The following is a 22,961-nucleotide window of genomic DNA, read 5'->3' as shown; positions in this document are numbered from 1 at the left end:
CATGGGTGCGATGCAGCGATGAATCAGTTCGACGCGGTGCGCTTGTCCGACGCGGGCACCATCGCCACGGTCTTGGCATCGACCGGCATGCCAGGCATGAAGATCTTCTGCACGCCGTCGACCACCACGCGGTCGCCAACGACCAGTCCCTTGCGCACGATGCGCAGACCATCGGCATTGCGGCCGAGCTCCACATCGCGCCGCTGCGCCTTGCCGTCCTTCTCGACCACATACACGTACTTGCGGTCCTGGTCGGTCAGCACCGCCTTTTCGTCGACCAGCATGGCCTTGAACTGGCCGCTGCCCAGCAACTGCACGTGGGCATACAGGCCCGGCGTGAACTGCCGCTGCGCGTTGTCCAGCACCGCGCGCACGCGGATGGTGCCGGTGCTGCGGGTGACCTGGTTATCCAGGAAATCCACGCGCCCGGCATGCGGGAACCCCTGCTCGCCGACCAGGCCGATGCGTACCGGCAACTCGCCGCCACGCGCGTCCGGACGCTCGCCATCGCGGGTCATCTGCGAATAGCGCAGGAAGGTGCCTTCGTCGGCATCGAAGTAGACGAACATCTTGTCCAGCGACACCAACGTGGTCAGCACGCTGGCACTGTCGCTGGCCGTGACCAGGTTGCCGGCGGTGACCATCGCACGCCCGGCGCGGCCGTCGATCGGTGCGCGCACGCGGGTCCAGTCCAGGTTGAGCTTGGCGGTATCCACCGCGGCCTGCGCGGCCAGCACCTCGGCATCGGCCTGGTCGCCAGCGGCGCGACGCTGCTCCCAGGTTTCGGTCGAAATGGCCTGCTGCTCGGACAACTTGCGCGCACGTGCCGCTTCGCTGCGGGCCAGATTGGCCTGCGTGCGGGCACGCACCAACGCCGCATTGGCACGCGCGAATTCGGCACGGTAGCTGCGGTCATCGATGCTGAAGAGCACATCACCCTTCTTCACTTCGGCGCCTTCGACATAGTTGACCTTGTCGATATAGCCGGACACGCGCGGGCGCAGCTCGACGCTTTCCACCGGCTCGATACGGCCGCTGAATTCGTCCCACTGGCTGATTTCCTTGGTCAGCACCGGGGCGACGCTGACGCTGGGCGGCGGCGGTGCACCGGTCTCGGCGGCCTGGCTGCCGCAACCGGCCAACACGACCGCCAGTACGGCGCCCGTCAATACGGTACGCAAGGGAAAACGGAACGGGGTGGCGTTCGTAGTCATGGGGAAATCTCTCGGGTGGGGATGGGGAAATGCAGACCTGCCAGCCGGTCCGCCGACGGAGCGGCATGCAGGCGACGACTGACGGTCACGACAGGTTGTCCGGGCTGGCCAGGCCCGACGATCAACGACACGGCGGCGCGACCGACATCCACGGCACGGATCCATTCCGGACACGCATCCTTGGCACGGCCGGGCGTACACACCGGTTGCTCGATCGACAGCAGGTGGACACGCACGCCCAGCGGCTTGGCTTCTTCGTGCAGCACCTGGGCGAGCATGCGGGTGGCCGCAGCGGCGATGGAAATATCGCCATGCGCGGCCCAGGCCCGCAGCGGGCTGCCGAGCAACAGGTAGCGGCCGCCGCCATCGGCCTCGCTCAGCAGCGGCAACAGATGGCGGGCAGCAGCCAGATGTGGCAATACGTCACGCTCCAGGCGGCGACGCAACGCGGTGACCGGGCGGTCCAGCAAGCGGCCAGCCTTGAGCGGGCTGCCCAGGCTGGCGATCACTGCCGCCAACGGATGTGGGCGTTGCGCCAGTTCGGTCGCCAGCGCCTGCGCGGAGGTGTCATCGGCCACCGAGCCTTGCAGGGTGTCCAACAGGGGAGAGTTGCCATGCTCCGCGCGTAGCGCATCTAGCTTGGCAGCATCGCGTCCAATCACGAGCACCCGCATGCCGGCGTCGAGCAGCGCGGCGACAATACCGGCGCCCACATTGCCCGTACCACCGATGACAGCCGTCTCGGATTGAACCATCCCAGTCATGGGACTTTCACTCCCGACATCGGGACAATTCTGCTCTGTATCCAGCGCGCAGGCAGTCCAGCCCGTTTGGCCGGCGCACCGCCGGCCTGACGCTTCGGCGACGCTGCAAATGTGCGCGAAACACCGGCACGCGGGCTTTTCGCCGACGAAATCACTGGATCGAAGGCACCTTCAATCGCATTGCGTGAGGTGGAGGACAAACCGAAAACGTCGCACAACCACATGGCCGTGCTCCTGCATGGAGGGGATGACGTACAAGTTAGGCCTCAAAGCAGGACTTGATTAGTCCTGATTTAGGGGAATAATCGTCCCGTAAGCGGTCCAATCCTCCTGACCCCCTGGAAGGCACCCCCATGATCCACGATCTCAACGACACCCTGATCTTCGTCAAGGTGGTCGAGCAAGGTAGTTTCATCGCCGCCGCCAACGCGCTCGGTCTGCCCAAGACCACCGTCAGTCGCAAGGTGCAGGAACTCGAAACCCGGCTCGGCGCGCGCCTGCTGCATCGGACCACGCGCCGGATCGGCCTGACCGAAGCCGGCTCGGTGTATCACGAACATTGCCAACGCATCGCCCGCGAACTGGAAGAAGCCGAAAGCGCGGTCGGGCAATTGCAGTCAGGCCCGCGCGGCTGGTTGCGCTTTACCGTGCCCTACTCGCTCGGCATTACCTGGATCGCACCGTTGCTGGGCGAATTCCATGCGCAATATCCGGAGATCCAGCTGGACATGCACCTGGGCAACGAGAAGCTGGACCTGATCGGCGGCGAAGCCGATCTGGCGCTGCGTGTCGGTGCGCTGCCGGATTCGAATCTGGTCGCACGCAAACTCGGCAGCCTGCGCACGCAGGTCTTCGCCAGCCCGTCCTATATCGAACGCTATGGCGAACCGCTGCATCCGGACGAGCTGCAGTTCCATCGCACGCTGGCACTGCGCAAGAACCGCAATGTGCACAACAACCGCTTTTTCTGGTCGCTCAGCGATGGCAGCGATGTGCGCGACTTCCCGGTCAATCCGCTGATGGTGGCCAACGATCCGGCCGCGCTCAACGGTGCAGTACTCTGCGGCGAAGGCCTGCTATTGACTGGCGATGTAATGGCCAAACCGTTCGTGCAATCGGGCCTGGTACGCCGCGTGCTCGCTGGTTGGACAGGCCCGGAGGTCGACTTCAACGCAGTGTTTGCCGGCGGCCGTTTGGTCTCGCCAAAAGTGCGCGCCTTCGTGGACTTTCTGGTCACCCGGATGAACTTCGACGCCGACTACATGATGGCGCAGTGCCCGGCACGGTTGGCAGCGCAGAAAGCAGACAACGATGCGAAAGTGGAGGTCGTCACAGAGGCGAAATTGCGCGCCGAAGGCAAGCGCATCCTGGAAAACGTCACCGCGTAATACCGAATCAAGCAGCCGCCCAACGGAGTAACCCTTCTCCCTCCGGGAGAAGGTGCCCGAAGGGCGGATGAGGGTACGGTTGCACGTTTGGACGCAGTCAACATTTAGGTCAAAAGCCTAGCTACAGGTCAAAAGCCTACTCAGTCGAGGGCGCGGTGCCCTCACCGCTCGCGGGACACGCCGCAAGTACGTCCATGTAGGCTCGGTGGCGGCATCCATGCCGCCACACGGTCCCGCAATCGGTGAGGACACCGCACCAGAGAGTTAGTCGGTTGCTTTCTTAAAAGCTTGTTGGTGCTCGGCCTGCGTTGGAAAGCTGACCGAACTCACCGTTATCCGAACAATATGCATCGTGCATTGCTTGCACCATGCACACCGACACTCTCGACCGGTCCTTGCCCGCCCACCGTCGCGGGACCTTACGCGGCATGGATGCCGCGTAAGAGCCTACAGGGAAGTACTTGCGGCGTGTCCCGCGACGGTGGGCGGGCAAGGGCCCTGCAGCAAACCCGCAGATCAGCCGCTCTGCAATTGATCTATCCGCACTGTTCAGTCACTACAAGACAATCGAGATGTCGATTCGTAGCGTCGTTTAGATGCAATCAAATTCTAAGTCACAAGCCGAGTCGGTTGAGGGCGCGGCACCCTCGCCAGACAGTTGGCAAGTTGCTTTATTGAAAACATGCACACCGACCATCTCGACCGGTCCTTGCCCGCCCACCGTCGCGAGCTCTTACGCGGCATGGATGCCGCGTAAGAGCCTACACGGACGTACTTGCGGCGTGTCCCGCGACGGTGGGCGGGCAAGGGCCCTGCAGCCAAGTCTCAGATCAGCCGCACTTAACCAACAAAATCCGTAGCGCAAAAAAACAGGCCGCTTTCGCGACCTGTTTTTTTTGACATCGCGGTTTCGTCAATCGACTCGCCGCGATCCACTGCGTCAAACTCAACGCATACCCGTGTTGTTACCAGTGCCCTCAGAGCGCAGCGGAATCAAACGGATTTCCACGCGACGGTTCTGTGCGCGACCGGCATCGGTGTTGTTGTCGGCGATCGGGTAACGCTTGCCGGCGCCCATCGTTTCCATGCGCTCGCGCTGCACGCCTTGTGCGGTCAGATACTGCGCAACTGCGCCGGCACGTTCTTCGGACAGACGCTGGTTCACCGCATCGCTGCCGACGCTGTCGGTATGACCGACCACTTCCACCATGGTCTGGTTGTACTCGCGCAACGTAGACGCCACACCATTGAGCGCGGTGTAGAACTGCGGCTTCAACGCCGACTTGCCGAAGTCGAAGGTGATGCCGTCGGGCAGGTTCAAGGTGATGTTGTCGCCCTGGCGCTGCACTTCGATACCGGTGTTGGCGGTACGCTCACGCAATGCGCGCTCCTGACGATCCTGGTACTGACCCACCGCGGCGCCGCTCAGTGCGCCGATACCGGCGCCGACCATCGCGTGCTGACGGCGCTCGGTGGCGCTGTCACCGGTGAGCAACCCTGCAGCGACACCAATGGCGGTGCCGATCAGCGCGTTGCGGCCGGTGCGGTTCTGCTGTTGGGTCTGGTCGCCGTACTGGTCGCGCTGCACATACGAGCCGCCAGTGGCGCAAGCGGACAGCGCAATGGCGCTGGCCAGGGCAACGGCCAGACTCTTGGTAGCTGCTGGGGACATGGTGTTCTCCTGTGGCCGGACCATCCGGCACTCAATCGTGTCGGCGAGGATAAACAGACCAACGCGACTGGCACATGATGAAAGCGGCCGCAGATTGCCTGCGACAGGTACTGCATTCAGGAAAACGTTTCCGGTTATCCCCGCGTCTTCGCATACGCCGCCAACGCCGCATCGCGACCTTCGGCCAATCCGATAATTGGCGTGCGCGGGTACTCCGGCGCAAATCGCGCCAACGACAACGGAGACAACCACGGTGCGAAACGCTCCTTCACCGCAAGCTTGCCGAGCTCCGGCACCCAGCGTGTGATGTAAGCCGCCTGCGGATCGAATTTCTCCGCCTGCGTCACCGGATTGAACACGCGAAAATACGGCGCCGCATCCGCGCCGGTACCGGCCACCCATTGCCAGCCCAAGGTGTTGTTGGCCAGGTCCGCATCCACCAGCGTGTCCCAGAACCAGCGCGCCCCTTCGATCCAGTGGATGCGCAAATGCTTGCACAACAGACTCGCCACGATCATGCGCACACGGTTGTGCATCCAGCCGGTGTGCCAGAGCTGACGCATGCCGGCATCGACGATCGGAATACCGGTGCGGCCGCGCTGCCAGGCCTGCAACGCGACCGGGTCGACCTTGGCCCAATCGAAGCCTTCGAAGCGCGGATTGAGATTCTGGTTGGTGGTTTCCGGGAAGTGATGCAACAGGTGATACGCAAAATCGCGCCAACCCAGCTGGCGGATGTAGCCATCGATCTCTGCGCTGTTGCGCGCGTTGCGGTTGGCTTCCAGCGTGCTGGCGATCCGCCATGGCGCGATCTCGCCGAAATGCAGATGCGGAGACAGCTGCGAAGTGCCGACCCGATCGGGCCGATCGCGGTTTTCGCGATAGCCGGACAGCGCGCCGTCGATGAAAATTTCCAGCATCTCGTGCGCACCAGCCTCACCAGGTTGCCAGTGCTCCCAGAAGCCTTGATCCCAGTCCAGTTTCGGCACTAACCCCAACGTCTCCAGCGCGGCGCTTTTCAACGTCGCAGGCAGCGGCGGCAGGCTGCGTGGCGTAGCCATTGCAGCGGGCAACTGCAGTTGCGTGAGTGCGTTGCGCCAGTACGGAGTGAAGACCTTGTACGGGCCGCCCTGCTGAGTCGACAACTGCCACGGCTCCATCAACAGCGCGGCATTGCAGCTCTGCACCTCGATGCCGCGCTCGCGCAAGCTGCGCTTGATCTGCGCATCGCGCGGCTGGGTGGCCGGTTCGTACTTGCGGTTCCAATACACCGCCACCGCACCGGTCTGGGCGATCACCTCATCCAGCACCTGGGCGCTGTCGCCCGCGCGAATCACCAGGCCGCTGCCGAGCGCGCGCAATGCAGCGTCCAAGGCAGCCAGCGAGCGATGCCGCCAACTGCGCGACGCGGCACCGGGCGTCCACTCGCCTTCTTCGTGCGGCGCATCGATATACAGCGGAATCGGGGCATGCCCGGCATCCAGCGCAGCGCGCAAGGCCGGGTTGTCCTGAAGGCGCAGATCGCGACGGAACCAGACGATGGCGTAAGACATACGAACTCGGCAGCGACGATAAGGCTGCGCAGCATAAGCCAGCAGGTGCAACGATGGCGCGACGCAGGGGTGAGCACTCCTGGTCCAGCTAAGAGCGGCTACAAAACCTCCCGAGCGCTGTAGCGATGGCGGCAGCGTGGTTGGCCACACCAGCCTTCGTTGATCAGTGGAGGATGTCGTGGACAACAGCAACACTGTCCGATTCAGATCGAACTGAGTTGATCAGACCGCAGTTAATCAACCGGCCGCGCTGCACGCACTGCTCGCAACCCTGCACACCGACACTCTCGACTGGTCCTTGCCCGCCCACCGTCGCGGGACCTTACGCGGCATGGATGCCGCGTAAGAGCTTACAAGGACGTACTTGCAGCGTGTCCCGCGATGGTGGGCGGGCAAGGGCCCTGCAGCCAAACTGCAGATCATCCGCTCTACAACCGACGCATCCAAATGGTTCGAGCAGCCCTCAAGGCGCCCGAGAGCTTGAGCTTCAGCGTCGTCTGGATGTTCCCAACCGAGTAGGTCGAGGGTGCGATGCCCTCACCGCTCGCGGGACACGCCGCAAGTACGTCCATGTAGGCTCGGTGGCGGCATCCATGCCGCCACACGGTCCCGCAAGCGGTAAGGGCATCGCACCTGCCAACGTGATCGTGTACGGATGGGAACCACAACGCAGGCCGCGCTCGCATAGCGCTGAGCGCAGTAGCTTTTTGGCGAACCAAAACAAAACGCTTACTCGAAACTGCCCACCGAATCGTGCGCCAGATTGTCGAAACGGGTGTATTCGCCAAAGAATTTGAGCTTGCACGAGCCGGTAGGACCACCGCGGTGCTTGCCGATGATGATCTCGGCCAGGCCCTTGTCCGGCGAGTTTTCCTTGTTGTAATAATCGTCGCGGTAGATGAAGACGATCATGTCGGCGTCCTGCTCGATTGCGCCGGATTCGCGCAAGTCGGCCATCACCGGGCGCTTGTCGGTACGCGTTTCCAGCGAGCGATTGAGCTGCGACAGCGCAATTACCGGCACGTTGAGTTCCTTGGCCAGTCCCTTCAGACCACGCGAAATCTCCGAGATTTCGGTCGCGCGGTTTTCGCTGTTGCCAGGCACCGACATCAGCTGCAAATAGTCGATGACGATCAGACCCAAGTCGTGCTCGCGCTTGAGCCGGCGGCACTTGGAGCGCAGCACTTCCGGTGATACGCCCGGCGTGTCGTCGATGAAGATCTTGGTTTCCTTCAGCATCTTGATCGCGCCGGTCACGCGCGCCCAGTCCTCGTCTTCCAGCGCACCGGTACGCAGGCGCTGCGCGTTGATGCGGCCATTGGACGAGATCAAGCGCATCGCCAGCTGCGAGGCCGACATTTCCATCGAAAACACCGCAACGCCTTTCTTGGACTTGATCGCGGCGTATTCGGCAATGTTCAACGCCAGCGTGGTCTTGCCCATCGCCGGACGTGCGGCCAGGATGATCAGATCGGTCGGCTGCAGGCCGGCGGTCATCGCATCGAAATCGGTGTAGCCGGTCGGCAGGCCGGTGATGTTGCCGCCGTTTTCGAAACGGTTACGCAGCTCTTCGAAGGCGTCCTTCAACGCGCCCGGCATCGCTACGAAGTCGGTGCGCCCGCGCGCGCCGGCTTCGGCGATCTTGAACACCGCTTTTTCCGCCGACGCCAGCAGCTCCACGCTTTCGCGGCCTTCCGGCTGGAAGCCATCGTTGACGATGGTGGTGCCGACTTCGATCAACTGCCGCAGCACCGCCTTGTCGCGCACAATTTCGGCATAGGCGGCGATGTTGGCCGCCGACGGCGTGGTGCTGGCCAGCTCGATCAGATACGCGCCATCGGCCACTTGCTCCAGCTTGCCTTGCGATTCGAACCATTCGCCCAGCGTCACCGCATCGAACGGGCGGTCTTTCTCGTTCAATTCGCGAATCGCGCGATAGATCAGCCGGTGGTCGCGGCGGTAGAAATCGTTGTCGGTGAGCTGGTCGTTGACCCGGTCAAACGCCTCCGGCGCCAGCATCAACCCGCCAAGCACAGCCTGCTCGGCCTCGACCGAATGCGGCGGCACACGCAGCTGGTCCAGCCGCGGCTCGGGACGATCGTAATCGTCGTCGTCGCGATCGCGATTGCGTTTGGAACGGAAACCAGGACGAGCGGACATGGACAAACAAACCTGACGCTAGGGGGATGAGGGCAGGAAGCATAGTCATCGATGGCGTCGACGACCATGCACAACTCTGTGGATAACCGGTGCACAGCCGGTGCATCACGTTCTACGCGCCGGCTGTCGCAGCAGCCGCGATCCTTGCCCCACCTACGTTTTGGCCGCGTGGCCGGGCCGCCCGGCGCAGTGCGTCAGGCGGATCACATCACCTGCCACTCAGTGCTTGAGCTGCTCGATCAAGCCCAGGAACGTGTCGATAAAGCCCTGTAGAAACGCGCGGCTGTCGGCGTTGGCGATCTGATCATCGGGACCGAACAAGCCTTCCTTGTACTGCAGGAACACTTCCGGCTGACCGAGCACATGCATGTTCAGATACGACAGCACATTGCGCAGATGCTGCTGCGCGGTCGCCGTGCCGATCGCTCCGACCGAGATGCCGACCACCGCCGCCGGCTTGCCGGAAAACGCGCTATCGCCATACGGCCGCGAGCCGGTGTCGATGGCATTCTTGAGCACGCCGGGAATCGAACGATTGTATTCGGGGGTCACGAACAACACCGCGTCGGCGGCACGCACCTGCTGCTTGAAACGGGTGCCCTGAGCCGGGAAATCCGCATCGTTGTCCTGGTTGTACAGCGGAATATCGCCGATCTCCAGATACTCGAACACCGCCTTGTCGCCGGCCAGATGCTCCAGCGCGCGCGCCAACTGGCGGTTGTAGGACGCTGCGCGCAGGCTGCCGACCAGGACGGCGATGGTGATCTTGCTCATGGGGGACGCTCCGTGGAAACAGGGCCCCACCCTACCCAGCGCGATGCTCAGAGCCGGTGAAGTGCCGCCCGGCACCGGGCGATCACCCGCAGCTGCACGCACACGGCGGCGTCTCAATCTGCAAGGCGTTAACGCCCCTACCCGGCCTGATGTCCGAGCGGCAGCTTCAAGCGTCAGAAACAACTCGGCAACGGCAGCGCGGTCTCGCACACCGCGCAACGGTTGGTCGCCGCGCGCAAGATCAACACGTGACCAAGATCAGCGCGTCATCGCCGCCCGCTGCGCACGCCAGTGCGCCTGCCAGGCCTGGAACATCAGCACTGTCCATAGATGCGTATGCCATTTGCGCTCGCCGCGGTTGAAGTCGCGCCACAGCCCGGCCACGGTGTCGGCAGCGAACACACCCTCGCGCTCCAGCGTGCCGTGCGCCAGCAGATCGTCGGCCCAGCCGTTCAGATCGCCGCGCAGCCACGCGCTGACCGGCGCGCCAAAGCCGCGCTTGCCGCGGTAGACCATCGGGTCAGGCAGATAGCGGCACAGCACGCGCTTGAGCAGGTACTTGCTGACCCCGTCGCGGTACTTCAACGACAGCGGCAGCGACCAGGCGAACTCGGCCACGCGCCAGTCCAGCAACGGCGCGCGTGCCTCCAGCCCCACCGCCATGGTGGTGCGGTCCACCTTGCACAGCAGATCGTCGGGCAGATAGGCGGCGAAGTCGGCCAGCATCATCGCGTCGGCCGGGGTGCCGGAGCCGTGCAGTGGGTCGGCCAGGCTGTAGAAACTGTCCGGCTCGGTCGCGCCCAGCACCACCGCCGCTGGGTCGCGCCAGCGTGAAATGCGGTTGCGATAAATGTCACCGATACCGCGTGCGCCGGCCTCGGCCACCAACGCCGCCAGGCCGCCGGTGCGCGACGACTCGCCATTGCTGCGCGCTGCCACCGCCATCAGCTTTCGCAGCGGGCCCGGCACCAGCCCATGCATGCGCCAGTTGCGCAGCGCACGCTGGTAGCGGCCGTAGCCGAAAAACAATTCGTCGCCGCCGTCGCCGGACAGCGCCACCGTCACCCCGCCGCGCGCCAGCCGCGCGACCAGCGCAGTGGGCACCTGCGAAGCATCGGCAAACGGCTCGTCGAACATGTCCGGCAAGCTAGGCACCACCGCCAGTGCGTCGGCACCGCTGACGTAGAGCTCGGTGTGGTCGGTGTGCAGGTGCGTGGCCACTTCGCGCGCCAGCGGCGCTTCGTCGTGATGCGAGCCTTCGAATCCGATGCTGAAGGTGTGCACCGGCTGGCTGCTCTGCGCCTGCATCATCGCGGTGACGATCGACGAATCGGTGCCGCCGGACAGGAATACGCCCACCGGTACATCCGCCACCATGCGCAGCGCCACCGCATCGCGCAGCACCGCATCGAGTTGTTCTTCGGCCTGCGCATCGCTGCCGGTGAACGGCGCAGCCAAGGCGCGCTGCATCGCTTCGCGCGCGTTCCAGAACGGCTGCTGCGCCTGATCCGGCCGATGTGCCGCCGCGCCGGCCGCCACCGCCTGCGCATCCAGCCGCAGCACCCGGCCTGGCATCAGCTTGAAGGTGCGCTCATGGATGCAGGCCGGCGCCGGGATGTAACCCAGCCGCAGCAGCAAGGTCAGCGCATCGCGATCCACGCCGTTGTCGAAATCCGGGTGCTGCCACAGCGCCTTGAGTTCGGACCCGAACACCAGCGTGTCGCCGGCCCAGCCGTAGTACAGCGGCTTCTTGCCGACGCGGTCGCGCGCCAGCGACAGGCAGGTGTCGCGTTCGTCCCACAGGGCGAGTGCGAACATGCCGTTGCAGCGGGTCAGGGTGTCGTCCAGGCCCCACTCCACCACTGCAGCCAACAGCACTTCGGTATCGGAGTGGCCACGGAAACGATGCCCGAGCGCCGACAAGGCCGCACGCAGCTGCGCGAAGTTGTAGATCTCGCCGTTGTAGGCCAGTACGTAACGGCCATCGGCCGAGCGCATCGGCTGATGGCCGAGCGGCGACAGATCCAGAATGCTCAGCCGCTGATGCGCCAGCGCCACGCCCGCCTGTGCATCGCACCAGGTGCCGGCATCGTCGGGGCCGCGATGGCGCAAGGCCGCGCCCATCGGCCGCACCAGCGCGTCGAGTTGTTCGCCATGCAGGCGCGGCGACGCCAGCAGCAGTCCTGCCAATCCGCACATCGTCAGTGCTCCTGCAGATTGTGCATTGCGCGCGCGCCGCTCATGCCGGCACCGAGGCGGATGCAGGCGCCGGCATCGCGATGAAACCGGACAAGGCCTGCACGCACTGCAGCCAGGCGCCGATCGCCGGCCAGCGTTCCAGATCGAAGCCGCCGTCTTCGGCGCAATGGGTATAGGCGAACAGCGCGATATCGGCGATGCCGTACTCGCCACCGGTAAACCAGGCGTGCTGCTGCAGATGCTGTTCCATCACCACCAGCGCCTGCTCGCCACGTGCGCGCAGCTGCGGCAGTTCGGCCCGGCGCGCCGCATCGCGCGGCGTCCACAGGCTGATGAAACGCGCCACCGCCACATACGGCTCATGGCTGTATTGCTCGAAGAACATCCAGCTCAAGGCCTGCGCGCGCTGCCACGCGTCGGTGGGCAGATACGGGGTGCCTTCGGCCAGCCAGAACAGGATCGCGTTGGATTCGGTCAGCACGCGGCCGTCGTCGCGCTCCACCATCGGCACCTTGCCGTTGGGATTTTTGGCCAGATACTCCAGCGTGCGGGTTTCGCCCGCAGCGCTGTCCACCTCGACCCAGTGATAGCGGCTGCCCAGTTGCTCCAGCAACAGGCGCACCTTGTAGCAGTTGCCGGAACTAGACATGCCATGGACGGTCAACGGGGGACGCACGGTCGACATCAAGCTGGCTCCGCGGCAACAACGAGGGGGCTGGCAGTGTCACAGCCCGGCGCATCTTTGCAAAGCCCTGCCGGATTGCGCGACACAGCCGCACAACGGTTACCTGGACCGATGCATCTACTGGCAGGCGCGCCAGCGCTGACGAGTACGCAACGCAGACCATGCCGACACGTCCGCAGTGTGACCAGGGCATCCGATTGCCGCATGCCGAAGCCGCAGACGGCTCGGCACACCGCCGCCGACACGATGGGATGCAAGCGCAACGTGTCAGTACATCGCCACCAAGGCCACCGGCACACCCAGCACCGCAATCAGCACGCCCAGCGCCGACAGCATCAATGCCACTGCGCCGAATGCGCGTGCACGCCCGCAGCCGGCCGCACCCGCCACCGCCTGCACCGCGCACACCGACCACCACAGCACCCCCAGCATCAGCAACAGCGCGCACATCGCCAGCTGCGCCACGCCGGCCGGATCGCTTGCGCCGGTGTGCAGCAACGCCACATTGCCAGCGAGTGCGACCAACGCTGCCAGCAAGCAGACCAGCCACGGCAAGGCGCAGCCCAGCACAGCCGGCAACAACCGCCCGACCTGCGCCATGCACCCCATCCAGCGCAGCACCTGCCTGAGCAACACGCAGCTCAGCACAGCGATCGCCACCACCGCCACGACACCCAGCGCCTTGGCCCACCACGGCAAGGCATGCAGCCACATCCAGGCCGACAACAGCGTGGCCAGCGCAAATACGCTCCAGGCGCTCCAGCGCAAACCGGCCTGCTGCGGCATGCGCTGCGCGGTGGCGTATGGATCGAACACCATCCCGCCCAGGCCACCGCCGCGCCACCACACCAGGCACGCCAGCAGCAACACGATCAACACCAGCAGCCCTGCCGCCGGATAGCTCAGCGCACTCCAGTCGGCCTCAGGCCTGCGCCGCTGCGGCTTGAAATCGTGATTGAAGTACAGCAGGTCGCGCGCACGCTCCATGTCGGCCGCTGCGCGCGCCACGCCATCGGCGGGAATGCGGTCGGTGAACCGCTGCCACTCGCCCACGATGACGATGTGCCCATCGTGCATGGAGACCGTGCGCGAGAACCGGAACCACGGGTTGGCGACAATCTGCTCTTCCGGTTTCACCCGTACCACCGGATCGGTCTGCACCCGTACGGTCTGCCGCGCCCGTTGCGGCCCGCCCAGCGCCAATGGCCGCTTGCGCGCCTGTTTCGGCAAGGCATCCATCCACTCGCCGAGTTGAAACAGCGGGAAGCCGACCTCGTCGCCCTCCTCAGCCGGCCACTCCAGGCGATAGGTTTCGTGCGTGCGCACATCGAGCGCATCGGCATCGTCGATGCTGGGCACGTCGACCTGGGTCAGCGCGGTGTAGTACTTCTGCATGAACTCCAGATAGTGCTCACCAACCGTTTCTGCGCCATGGTCTTCGAAGCTGGCAGACACGCGATCGCCGCGGCCTTGGCGATAACGCGTGTCCACGGTAAAGCTCGCCACGCGTTGCGGTTTGCGCAGTGAGATCGCCACCTCCTCGTTCACTTCGATCTGCGGCAGCGTCGGCATCGGCGATGGCACTGCGACCAATCCGCTCTGCCCGGCCAGCACCGGCAACCCGCGCACGAACGGCAATGGCCGGCGCTGGGCCAGCACGCCGTCTTCGCGATCGCGCGTGGCATCCACCCAGACCTCGCCCTGCGGCAGATGCGCGCGCACCACCACATGATCGAACGCGTAAGGACTGGGCAGCCGTGCATCCAGGCCATGACCCTGGTCGCTGTTGACCAGCACCGGTTCGGCGCGAATGCCTGCCAGTTGCAGCAGCGCGATCAACAGCGTCGCCTTGTCCTTGCAGTCGCCATAGCGATTGCGCAGCGTCACTTCCGGTGCGTGCGGGGCATGCGAGTTCTCGCCCATGTCCAGGCCGACGTAGCGGATCTCGCCCTGCACGAACGCCACCGCACGCAACAACGCGCCCTGCGGGTCGTCGCTGCGCAGTTGCAGACTGCGCACCATGCTGGCGGCAACCTGCGCATCCTTGAACGCGCGCGGATACAGCTGCGCCGCCCATGCCGCCACCGCTTCCCAATTGCCGGCGGTGGAGAGTTCGATCAAGCCATAGGCATCGACATCGTCCGGCGCGTCTTTTTCTTCCTGCACGGCGGCGATATTGCGTGCGGCGATCTCCAGCGTGGCCACCTCACCGGCGCGGCTGACGTTGCGGCTGAAGCCCGGCGCGCTCACCCGCCACTGCAATGGCATGGCGGCGGGATACCGCACGCGCACGCGGCGCTCGCCCAGCGCCACGCCATAGCGCGCCTCGAACACGTCGTAATAGCCCTTGCCGAACACCGGATTGCTGCCGGTGGTGGTCACGGCATAGTCGACCCGGTCGCCGACGCGCAGGTCCGGCAAGGTGATCGACAGCGTCAACGCGCCATCGATCAAGCCTTGTTCCAGCCCGCTCTCGCGACGCAACCTGGCGTAGTGCGCGCGGCTGCGCATGTCGATGCGCTTGCCGTCGCGCCAGACATCCAGGCTATTGAGTTCCAGGCGCTGGTATTGCGGTTGGTAATCGATGGAAATCTGCCCGGCTTCGTCCAGGCTTTTTGCACGCTGCACGCTGTAGCTGAGGCGGCGATACGCCTGCGGCGCGGCGCCGGTCAGATCGATCTGATCGGACACCAGCTCATAGCGCATACCGTTGGCGCCAGGCACCTTGTCGGGCACTGCATCGGCCACCACCCAGGCCGGCGGCGGCGCCATGCTTGGCGCCTCGTCGGCCTGCACCGGCGAGACGACTGCGATTGCAGCGATCACACCCAGCATCCAGAACACGCCTTGCAGGCGTCGCCTCACATCCTTGCTGATCAACATCCACTCCTTGTCAGAACGCATTGAGTCCGGTCAGTGCTCGCCCCACCACCAACTGATGCACGGTCTCGGTGCCCTCGTAGGTAATCACCGATTCCAGGTTCAGCGCATGCCGGATCGCCACATGCTCGGTGGTGATGCCGGCCGCGCCCAGCAGATCGCGGCACTCGCGTGCCACGTCCAGCGCCATGCGGCAATTATTCCATTTTGCCAGCGAGATCTGTTCCGGCCGCAGCGTACCGGCTTCTTTCAGCCGCCCCAGCTGCAGCGCCAGCAATTGCGCGGTGGAAATCCGCCGGGCCATGTCGGCCAGTTTGATCTGCGCGCTTTGCGTGGCCGCCAGCGGCCGGCCGAACAGAATGCGCTGCCCGCTATAAGCCAGCGCTTCGCGCAGACAGGCCACCGCCGCACCGATCGCGCCCCAGGCGATGCCGTAGCGCGCCTGGTTGAGGCAACCCAGCGGCGCCTTCAAACCGGCCGCGTTCGGCAACCGCATCTGCTCCGGCACGAACACGTTATCCAGGAACAAACCCGAGGTCACCGACGCGCGCAGGCTCATCTTGTGGGCGATGTCCTGCGCACTGAAACCGGCGCTGCTGGTCTCGACCAGAAAGCCGCACACGCCATCGTCGGTATGCGCCCAGATGATCGCAAGACCAGCGATGCTGCCGTTGGTGATCCACATCTTGGACCCGTTCAAGCGCCAGCCATCGCCCTCGCGCACCGCACGGGTGGTCATCGCCGCCGGATCCGAGCCACCCTGCGCTTCGCTCAATCCGAAGCAGCCGATCAAACGGCCCGCCGCCATCTCCGGCAACCAGCGTTGCCGCTGTTCGTCGCTGCCGTAGGCATGGATCGGATACATGCACAGCGACGATTGCACGCTGACGAAACTGCGCAGGCCGCTGTCGCCGCGCTCCAGTTCCTGGCAGATCAGCCCATAGGCCACCGCGCCCAGGCCTGCGCCACCATCGCGGACCGGCAGGCTGGCGCCGAGCAGTCCCAGCTCGGCCAATTCCGGCACCCATTCGCCGGGGAAGCGCCCCGCATCGAAGGCATCGCCGATCGCCGGCAACACCCGCGTGTCGGTGAAGCGGGCCACCGCATCCTGCACCGCACGCTCCTCGTCGGTCAGCAGCGCGCGTACATCGAACAGATCATCAGGGCGCACCGGCATGCTGGCTTCCACCAAAGGAGAAGCGGCGATTATCTGCCAGTTGCCAGCCGAACATTGCGCCGGCTTGTTCAGCGCACCCGCCTGCATACGCTGGTCGCAGGCAGCACCTGAAAACGAAAAGAGCCGGCAATGCCGGCTCTTTTCTTGCTATCGCAGCGATCCTGGGCGGATGACTGCCAGCGATTTACTGACGCGTGCTGCCCGCATCCATACGAACGCCCTTGTCACCGGCCGTCGAAGCGGTCTGGGTCACCAGTTGACCGTCGACCACCGGCAGACGATCGCTGGCCGGCTTGTCGTTCATACGCACGGTCTTCTCGAAACCGTCGTAGCGGTAGGTCACGTCGTAGGCCACCACGTTGTCGGCGTCGCCCAGCGAGATGCGCTCGCCCGGCTTGCTGTCCATGCGCATGGTGCCGGTGGTGCCATCGGCGTTGCGGTAGGTCACGTCATAGCCGACCACACGCGAAGACTGCGAGTTGGCGTTTTCGGTATGGCACTGGCGCTCGGTGCGGTCCACCACGCGGCCGCCGACATGGTTGCGGTCCACACGGTTGCCGACCATGCCGCCACCGACTGCACCGGCCACCGTGGCCAGCTTGCGGCCATTGCCGCCGCCGACCTGGTTACCCAGCAGACCGCCGATCACCGCGCCAGCGACGGTGCCGCCGACATTGCCGTCGCGCTCGGGCAGACGTTCCTGCACCACTACGTCGCGGCAGACTTCGCGCGGCGAGGAGCTGGTGGTGGTTTCGCGGATGGCGGCGCTGTTGACGACCTGCGCGTACTGCGGCTCGCGCTCGGTGATCGGTGCGACCTTGACCACGTCGGCGTACTCCAGACCACGCGGTGCCGGCTCGCCGTTGGCGACAAAATCGCCGGACGACGGGCGATTGTTCATGAAGGCGGCCGTGGCCACGCCTCCGACCAGCAACGCACCAGCAGCGACCAGTATAGTTGTCGTATTGCTCTTCATGATCCAGCTCCGTGCGGACACGCCGCGTTGTTGACGGCGTGATTCCAGCACGTGAACCCTGAACAAAAACGCCCTCGCTCATGAACGCCGCAGTTAAGTTCAGCTAGCGGTTACTTCATGCGCTTCTAACAGCCGGAGCATTCGCATGCGCAACCCCATCACCTCGCGCGCCCTGGACTGGGCCAGCAAGCTGCGCTACCCCACCTTGTTCAAGCTGGCTGCGGCGCTGTTTCTGGTCGACCTGGTGCTCCCGGACCCGATCCCGTTCCTGGACGAGCTGCTGTTCGGCCTGACCACGCTGCTGCTGGCCAACTGGAAGACGCGCAAGGCGCCGCTGCCCGCGCCGGTGCGCCGCGATTGATGCAGCTGGTCGATAGCCATTGCCACCTGGATGCCGGCGAGTTCGAGCACGACCGCGCCGCGGTGATCGCGCGCGCGCAGGCGGCCGGTGTCGTGCAGCAGGTGATCCCGGCGGTCACCGCCGCCAGCTGGCCGCAGCTGCGCAGCGTCTGCACCCAGGCCCCCGGCTTGCACCCGGCCTACGGGCTGCACCCGATCTTTCTCGAGCAGCACCGTCCCGATCATCTGGAACTGCTGGCCGAATGGATCGAGCGAGAGCGCCCGTGCGCCATCGGCGAGTGCGGGCTGGATTTCTATGTGGACGGGCTGGACGCGCAGGCGCAGCGCGCTTATTTCGACGGACAACTGCAGCTGGCCAGGCGCTTCGAGCTGCCGCTGATCGTGCATGCGCGGCGCGCCACCGAAGAGGTCATCGCCCGCATCAAGGCCGTGGGCGGCCTGCGCGGGGTGGTCCACAGCTTTGCCGGCAGCCCCGAACAGGCGCAGCAACTGTGGAAGCTGGATTTCATGATCGGCCTGGGCGGCCCGGTGACCTACCCGCGCGCCAACCGCCTGCGCGGCTTGGCCGCAACGATGCCGCTGCAGTACCTGTTACTGGAAACCGATGCGCCGGATCAGCCCGACGCCGGCATCCGCGGCCAACGCAACGAGCCGGCATACCTGCGCACGGTGCTGGCCTGCATCGCGCAGCTGCGCGGCGAGCCGGAAGAGCGCATTGCCGCGCAGACCAGCGCCAACGCGCGGCAGCTGTTCGGATTGCCTGACCTGGCTTTGCCCGGCTGACGCAGGCGCGCTGCCGAAGCGCGCCATGTACAAACGTTACGAAATTGCAGCCACCTCGGCGGTCGGCGACGCAGCGGCGGCAGCCACTTTCGGCTTGAGCAACATCTCCAACGCCTTGCCCACTGCCACAAACGCGAAGGTGCCGGTGATATGCGTGGCGGCGCCCAGCCCTGCCCCGCAATCCAGCTTGAGCGTGGCATCGGCATCCAGTTGCGGGCGGATGCCACACACGCTGCCGTCGGCCTGCGGGTATTTGACGTTTTCCAGCGAGTACACCGCCGGCACGCCGAAGTAACGCTGCGGATTCTTGGGAAAATTGAACTCGCTGCGCAGCTTCTTGCGGATCAGCGCCAGCATCGCGTCGTGCTCGGTGCGCGAGACATCGCGCACCCGCACCAGGGTGGGGTCAGAGCGCCCACCAGCGGCGCCCACCGTGAGCAACGGCAACTTGCGCCGGCGGCACCAGGCGATGGTTTCCACTTTCACCCGGAAGCTGTCGCAGGCATCGATCACCAGATCGAAGTCATCGCCGAGCAGGCTTTCGATATTGCCGGCGGTGAGAAACGACTCCACGGCATCGGCGGCGATCTCCGGATTGATCGCCACACAGCGCTCGGCCATCGCGCGCGCCTTGTTGCGTCCGTATTGCCCGGCCAAGGCCGGCAATTGCCGGTTGGTGTTGGACACGCACAGGTCGTCGGCATCGATCAGGCGGATGTGCCCGACGCCGGTACGCGCCAGCGCCTCCACCACCCACGAGCCGACGCCGCCCATCCCGACCACCGCCACGCGGCAGGCCGAAAGGCGCTCCACCGTGCCGACTCCGTACAGCCGGTCGATACCGGCAAAGCGTTCACGCCATTGTGCTTTCATCGGCCTATTTTACGCGCGCCGCTCAACAAGCGCTTGCTTACCCCGCGCCTTCACCGGCGCCTTCAGTGGAGCCACCATGTCCGCCACACCCCCTCACCAATCACGTGCGTCCCGCTACGCGTTCATGCTGATCCTGGGCTTGTTGATCGGCCTGGTCTGCAGCGTGATGGTGGCGCGCGCGCTGCAGGCCAGGCGCAACCCGGTGCCGGATAGCTTGATGCAGGTGATGGCCTATCAATTGCGCTCTTTACAACCCGGTGCCGGCGAGGTGTGCAACCCGACGCAACAGCAGGCACGACTGCAATCGCTACGTCTGCTTGCAGACGAACTGGAACCCGCATTTGCAGACATCGGCGAAGACCGCCGCTTTGGCGAGCATGCGCAGGCGCTGCGTGCCGCGCTGGATCAGGCGCAGCGCGCGCCATTGCACGATTGCGCCGCGATTGCTGCAGTCAAAACACCGCTGTCGGACGCCTGCGACGCCTGCCACCGTGACTTTCGATGAAGAACGCGCTCGGGTTTCGTTAAGCCTGGAGCGATCCAGTTGGCAGACCGTTCACCTGGACCACCACAGGATGACGTCGCCGCGGCCCTGACCGCTTTTCGAACCACCCCGGAGAGATTTCATGAAGACCCGACTGCTCGTCATTGGCCTGGCTGCAACCGCGACCCTGGTTGGCTGCGCCACCTCTCAACCTCAGTACGGCGGCTATCGCGGCGACCGCGGTTACGACCAGGGGCAGTCGCAGCAGGCGCGCTGCGTGGATTGCGGCATCGTGACCCGCATCGATGAAGTCGGCCCCACCCGCAGCGCGCCCACCGGCACCGGCGCAGTGCTCGGCGGCATCGTCGGCGCGGTGGCCGGCCGTCAGATCTCCAAGGAGACCGGTGGCAGCAAGGGCAACAAGAACGTCTCGGCCGTGGCCGGTGCCGCCGCTGGCGCGCTGGCAGGCAACGCGATCCAGAACAACGTCACCAGCGACAGCTTCGATGTGCAGGTGCGCATGGACGATGGGCGCGTGATCGTGGTGAACCAGCGCGACCTGGCCGGCGTACGCGAAAACGCCTATGTGCGCGTGGTCAACGGCAAGGTCGTGCTGCGCTGATCGGCTTACCCGCTGAGTGACATGACAGAAAGGCCCGGCAACGGGCCTTTCTGCTGTTTGGATGGTGGCTCGAAGTGCTGCGCTGCACTCAGACCACCTGTACCGCGTCGGCCTGTAGGCCTTTCTGCCCTTGCACGACGGTGAAGCTGACCTTCTGACCTTCCTTGAGACTCTTGAAACCCTGGATCTGGATCGCGCGGAAATGGACGAACACGTCCTCGCCGTTTTCGCGACTGATGAATCCAAAACCCTTGGCATCGTTGAACCACTTCACGACACCATTCTCGCGTTCGATGTTGGACATCTCGACTGACTCCCTACGACACTGTGGTGGACTGGCGGTGGTCGCTGTGATTGCAAGGAGGAGCCGAGGTACAAGGATGTAGCGGATCGGACGATCTGCCGCATCAGGCCACGATTCACGGTGACCGTTGCAAACAGCAGCGCTGGCAACTTAACCCGCACAAAACGATTTTTCAAGAACCCCTTGCGCATTTTTGTCAAGCCTGAAACGGGATATTTCCAAACCATATGGACACCACCGTCGTTTATTACATCCTGGCCGGCGTGCTGGTGCTGATCGGCCTGGCCGGAGTCATCCTGCCGGCGCTACCGGGCCTGCCATTGGTGTTCGTGGGGTTGCTGGTGGCCGCCTGGGCCGATGGCTTCGTCCACGTCGACTGGGTCGCGCTGGTGATCCTGGGCCTGATCACCGCGCTGTCGTTCGCGATCGACTTTCTGGCCACCGTGTACGGCGCAAAGCGCGTCGGCGCCAGCAAGATGGCGTTATGGGGATCGGTGATCGGCTCGATCATTGGCATCTTCTTCATGCCGATCGGCTTGTTTGTCGGCCCGTTTGCGGGCGCGTGGATCGGCGAATACTGGCAGACCCGCAAATCCGACCAGGCCACCAAGGTCGGCATCGGCACCTGGATCGGCATCATGCTGGGCACCGCGAGCAAGCTGGCGCTGGGTCTGTGCATGCTTGGCGTGTTTGCGATCGCCTGGTTTTTCTAGTCGCTCCAGCGACCACTGGCGTTGGTGGCGCCAGACGGCTGTTTGAGCTAGACGGCTGTTTCGGTGTTGGCAGCGCGGGCAGGTATTGACCTATCGCTGCCCCGCCGATGTAGCCGCCTGATCGAATGTTATGCCGCCGTGTACACATCGCGTATGCAGGCGCGACCGTTAAGCTACAAACCTCTGCGCCTGCCTGGCGCCTTCATTCGGCCAGACTGCCCATGTCAAAGCACCGCACCCGTCCCTTGATGCTGATTGCGCTGGCGGCCGCGCCGCTGGCGCACGCGCAGGAAATCGCCGCAACCCCCGCCTCGCCGCAGGCCTGCACCTCCGTCACCTCGGATGCGGCGCGGCTGGCGTGCTACGACCAGGCGCTGGGCTACACGCCGCAGCTGACCGCAGAAGCCGACGCCGCCGCGCAACTGGCCAAGCAGAAAGAGGCCAAGCCACAGGACGAACGCACCATCAGCCGTGTCGGCGATTTCTTCCGTGCCGATGGACAGGACCAACCCAAGGCCGAGGCGGTCGCCAACGCCGGCCGTGGCTCGCTGCTGGATCGCCGCTGGGAGCTGGCCAAGGATTCCAAGCTGGGCACGTTCCAGCTGCGCGGCTACAAGCCGGTGTATCTGTTGCCGGCGTTCTGGACCAGCGACTCCAACCGCACCCCGCAGTCGCCGAACCCGGCCAACTCGGTGTCCACCCCGCAGCAACTGGACAGCGCCGAGCTGAAGTTCCAGCTCAGCTTCAAGACCAAGGTGGTCGAGGATCTGTTCGGCGACAACGGCGATATCTGGATGGGCTACACCCAGAGCTCGCGTTGGCAGGCCTACAACACCGATGCCTCGCGCCCGTTCCGCGAAACCAACTACGAGCCGGAGGCGATGTTGGTGTTCCGCAACAACTACAGCCTGTTCGGCTGGAAGGGCCGCATGAGCGGCATCAGCATCAATCACATGTCCAACGGCCGCGAGGATCCGCTGTCGCGTTCCTGGAACCGGGTGATCCTCAACATCGGTCTGGATCGCGAGAACTGGGCACTGACGCTGCGTCCGTGGTTCCGCATCAAGGAAGATCGCGCCGACGACAACAATCCCGATATCGAGGATTACATGGGCCGCGGCGACGCGACCCTGGTCTACAACAAGGACGGCCACGAGTTCGCATTGATCGCACGGCATTCGCTACGTGGCGGCGACCGCTCGCACGGCTCGGTGCAACTGGACTACGGCTTCCCGATCACCAACCTGTTGCGCGGCCACGTGCAGGTGTTCGACGGCTACGGCGAAAGCCTGATCGACTACAACCACAAGGCGACCTATATCGGCCTGGGTGTGTCGTTGTTGGAGTGGTTCTAACCGCTTGCCGTTTCACTGGCCGGCG

At 64.7% G+C, this 22,961-nt stretch carries 21 protein-coding genes; 7 read left to right on the top strand and 14 right to left on the bottom strand.

The features are described from left to right. Positions 1-23: 23 nt before the first annotated feature. The 3 genes from NMB96_RS14000 to NMB96_RS23390 are packed head-to-tail and all read right to left on the bottom strand — an operon-like array spanning position 24 to position 2,202. The gene (locus tag NMB96_RS14000) at positions 24-1,214 is read right to left on the bottom strand and encodes an efflux RND transporter periplasmic adaptor subunit (protein ID WP_023903518.1); all 1,191 of its coding nucleotides are present in this window, start codon (positions 1,212-1,214) and stop codon (positions 24-26) included. Then, a complete protein-coding gene (locus tag NMB96_RS13995; RefSeq protein WP_023903517.1) occupies positions 1,211-1,978 on the bottom strand; it encodes an SDR family NAD(P)-dependent oxidoreductase in 768 nt (255 codons plus the stop codon). Before NMB96_RS13995 ends, NMB96_RS14000 begins: the two co-directional genes overlap by 4 nt. Then, the gene (locus NMB96_RS23390; protein ID WP_084217854.1) at positions 1,975-2,202 is read right to left on the bottom strand and encodes a hypothetical protein; all 228 of its coding nucleotides are present in this window, start codon (positions 2,200-2,202) and stop codon (positions 1,975-1,977) included. Before NMB96_RS23390 ends, NMB96_RS13995 begins: the two co-directional genes overlap by 4 nt. A 129-nt stretch (positions 2,203-2,331) precedes the next feature. On the opposite strand from NMB96_RS23390, the gene NMB96_RS13990 reads away from it, so the two are divergent. Beyond that, positions 2,332-3,366, top strand: coding sequence for an XC_2801 family transcriptional regulator (locus NMB96_RS13990; protein WP_023903516.1), 1,035 nt, complete (start codon positions 2,332-2,334; stop codon positions 3,364-3,366). A gap of 946 nt (positions 3,367-4,312) precedes the next feature. Here the strand turns inward: NMB96_RS13990 and NMB96_RS13985 are convergent. The 9 genes from NMB96_RS13985 to NMB96_RS13945 all read right to left on the bottom strand — a co-directional run bounded on the left by NMB96_RS13985 (position 4,313) and on the right by NMB96_RS13945 (position 17,442). Further along, a complete protein-coding gene (locus NMB96_RS13985; protein WP_023903499.1) occupies positions 4,313-5,038 on the bottom strand; it encodes a YiaD family glycine zipper/OmpA-like lipoprotein in 726 nt (241 codons plus the stop codon). A 134-nt stretch (positions 5,039-5,172) separates the two neighbouring features. Beyond that, positions 5,173-6,591, bottom strand: a complete 1,419-nt coding sequence (locus NMB96_RS13980) for a cryptochrome/photolyase family protein (RefSeq protein ID WP_023903498.1) — start codon at positions 6,589-6,591, stop codon at positions 5,173-5,175. A 729-nt stretch (positions 6,592-7,320) separates the two neighbouring features. Beyond that, complete coding sequence (locus NMB96_RS13975; RefSeq protein WP_006451927.1) at positions 7,321-8,751, bottom strand: replicative DNA helicase; 1,431 nt, start codon at positions 8,749-8,751, stop codon at positions 7,321-7,323. Between the two features lie 219 nt (positions 8,752-8,970). Next, positions 8,971-9,525, bottom strand: a complete 555-nt coding sequence (locus tag NMB96_RS13970) for an NADPH-dependent FMN reductase (protein ID WP_255085059.1) — start codon at positions 9,523-9,525, stop codon at positions 8,971-8,973. Between the two features lie 258 nt (positions 9,526-9,783). Further along, positions 9,784-11,724: an asparagine synthase (glutamine-hydrolyzing) gene (asnB, locus tag NMB96_RS13965; RefSeq protein ID WP_255085058.1), complete on the bottom strand. Its 1,941-nt coding sequence runs from the start codon at positions 11,722-11,724 to the stop codon at positions 9,784-9,786. Between the two features lie 40 nt (positions 11,725-11,764). Continuing rightward, complete coding sequence (locus NMB96_RS13960) at positions 11,765-12,409, bottom strand: glutathione S-transferase family protein (RefSeq protein WP_023903494.1); 645 nt, start codon at positions 12,407-12,409, stop codon at positions 11,765-11,767. Between the two features lie 267 nt (positions 12,410-12,676). Next, positions 12,677-15,244, bottom strand: a complete 2,568-nt coding sequence (locus tag NMB96_RS13955; protein WP_255086972.1) for a DUF3857 domain-containing transglutaminase family protein — start codon at positions 15,242-15,244, stop codon at positions 12,677-12,679. A 58-nt stretch (positions 15,245-15,302) separates the two neighbouring features. Next, on the bottom strand, positions 15,303-16,478 hold the full coding sequence (locus NMB96_RS13950; protein WP_255085057.1) for an acyl-CoA dehydrogenase family protein: 1,176 nt from the start codon (positions 16,476-16,478) through the stop codon (positions 15,303-15,305). Positions 16,479-16,650: 172 nt separating this feature from the next. Then, positions 16,651-17,442: a glycine zipper 2TM domain-containing protein gene (locus NMB96_RS13945; RefSeq protein WP_255085056.1), complete on the bottom strand. Its 792-nt coding sequence runs from the start codon at positions 17,440-17,442 to the stop codon at positions 16,651-16,653. Between the two features lie 145 nt (positions 17,443-17,587). Between NMB96_RS13945 and NMB96_RS13940 the strand changes: the two genes are divergently transcribed. After that, complete coding sequence (locus NMB96_RS13940) at positions 17,588-17,803, top strand: DUF6116 family protein (RefSeq protein WP_023903489.1); 216 nt, start codon at positions 17,588-17,590, stop codon at positions 17,801-17,803. After that, complete coding sequence (locus NMB96_RS13935; RefSeq protein ID WP_023903488.1) at positions 17,803-18,585, top strand: TatD family hydrolase; 783 nt, start codon at positions 17,803-17,805, stop codon at positions 18,583-18,585. The genes NMB96_RS13940 and NMB96_RS13935 overlap by 1 nt, the downstream gene beginning before the upstream one ends. A gap of 36 nt (positions 18,586-18,621) precedes the next feature. Here NMB96_RS13935 and NMB96_RS13930 read toward each other — a convergent pair whose 3' ends face one another. Beyond that, positions 18,622-19,458 (bottom strand): tRNA threonylcarbamoyladenosine dehydratase, encoded by an 837-nt coding sequence (locus NMB96_RS13930; protein ID WP_183086833.1) that lies wholly within the window; start codon positions 19,456-19,458, stop codon positions 18,622-18,624. Positions 19,459-19,534: 76 nt separating this feature from the next. On the opposite strand from NMB96_RS13930, the gene NMB96_RS13925 reads away from it, so the two are divergent. Together NMB96_RS13925 and NMB96_RS13920 are read left to right on the top strand one after the other, a co-directional pair. Next, positions 19,535-19,963 (top strand): hypothetical protein, encoded by a 429-nt coding sequence (locus NMB96_RS13925; RefSeq protein WP_115036574.1) that lies wholly within the window; start codon positions 19,535-19,537, stop codon positions 19,961-19,963. 121 nt (positions 19,964-20,084) lie between these two features. After that, the gene (locus NMB96_RS13920; RefSeq protein WP_023903485.1) at positions 20,085-20,564 is read left to right on the top strand and encodes an outer membrane lipoprotein; all 480 of its coding nucleotides are present in this window, start codon (positions 20,085-20,087) and stop codon (positions 20,562-20,564) included. A gap of 88 nt (positions 20,565-20,652) precedes the next feature. Here NMB96_RS13920 and NMB96_RS13915 read toward each other — a convergent pair whose 3' ends face one another. Next, positions 20,653-20,868: a cold-shock protein gene (locus NMB96_RS13915; protein ID WP_003483561.1), complete on the bottom strand. Its 216-nt coding sequence runs from the start codon at positions 20,866-20,868 to the stop codon at positions 20,653-20,655. 227 nt (positions 20,869-21,095) lie between these two features. On the opposite strand from NMB96_RS13915, the gene NMB96_RS13910 reads away from it, so the two are divergent. Together NMB96_RS13910 and NMB96_RS13905 are read left to right on the top strand one after the other, a co-directional pair. Continuing rightward, entirely contained in the window at positions 21,096-21,581 is a 486-nt protein-coding gene (locus NMB96_RS13910) for a DUF456 domain-containing protein (protein ID WP_023903484.1), read from the top strand. 221 nt (positions 21,582-21,802) lie between these two features. Beyond that, entirely contained in the window at positions 21,803-22,936 is a 1,134-nt protein-coding gene (locus NMB96_RS13905) for a phospholipase A (RefSeq protein ID WP_023903483.1), read from the top strand. Positions 22,937-22,961: the final 25 nt, after the last annotated feature.

The sequence above is a fragment of the Xanthomonas hortorum genome (genome assembly GCF_024339125.1).
Lineage (GTDB): Bacteria > Pseudomonadota > Gammaproteobacteria > Xanthomonadales > Xanthomonadaceae > Xanthomonas > Xanthomonas hortorum.
This window is presented reverse-complemented; position numbering and strand designations above follow the sequence as displayed.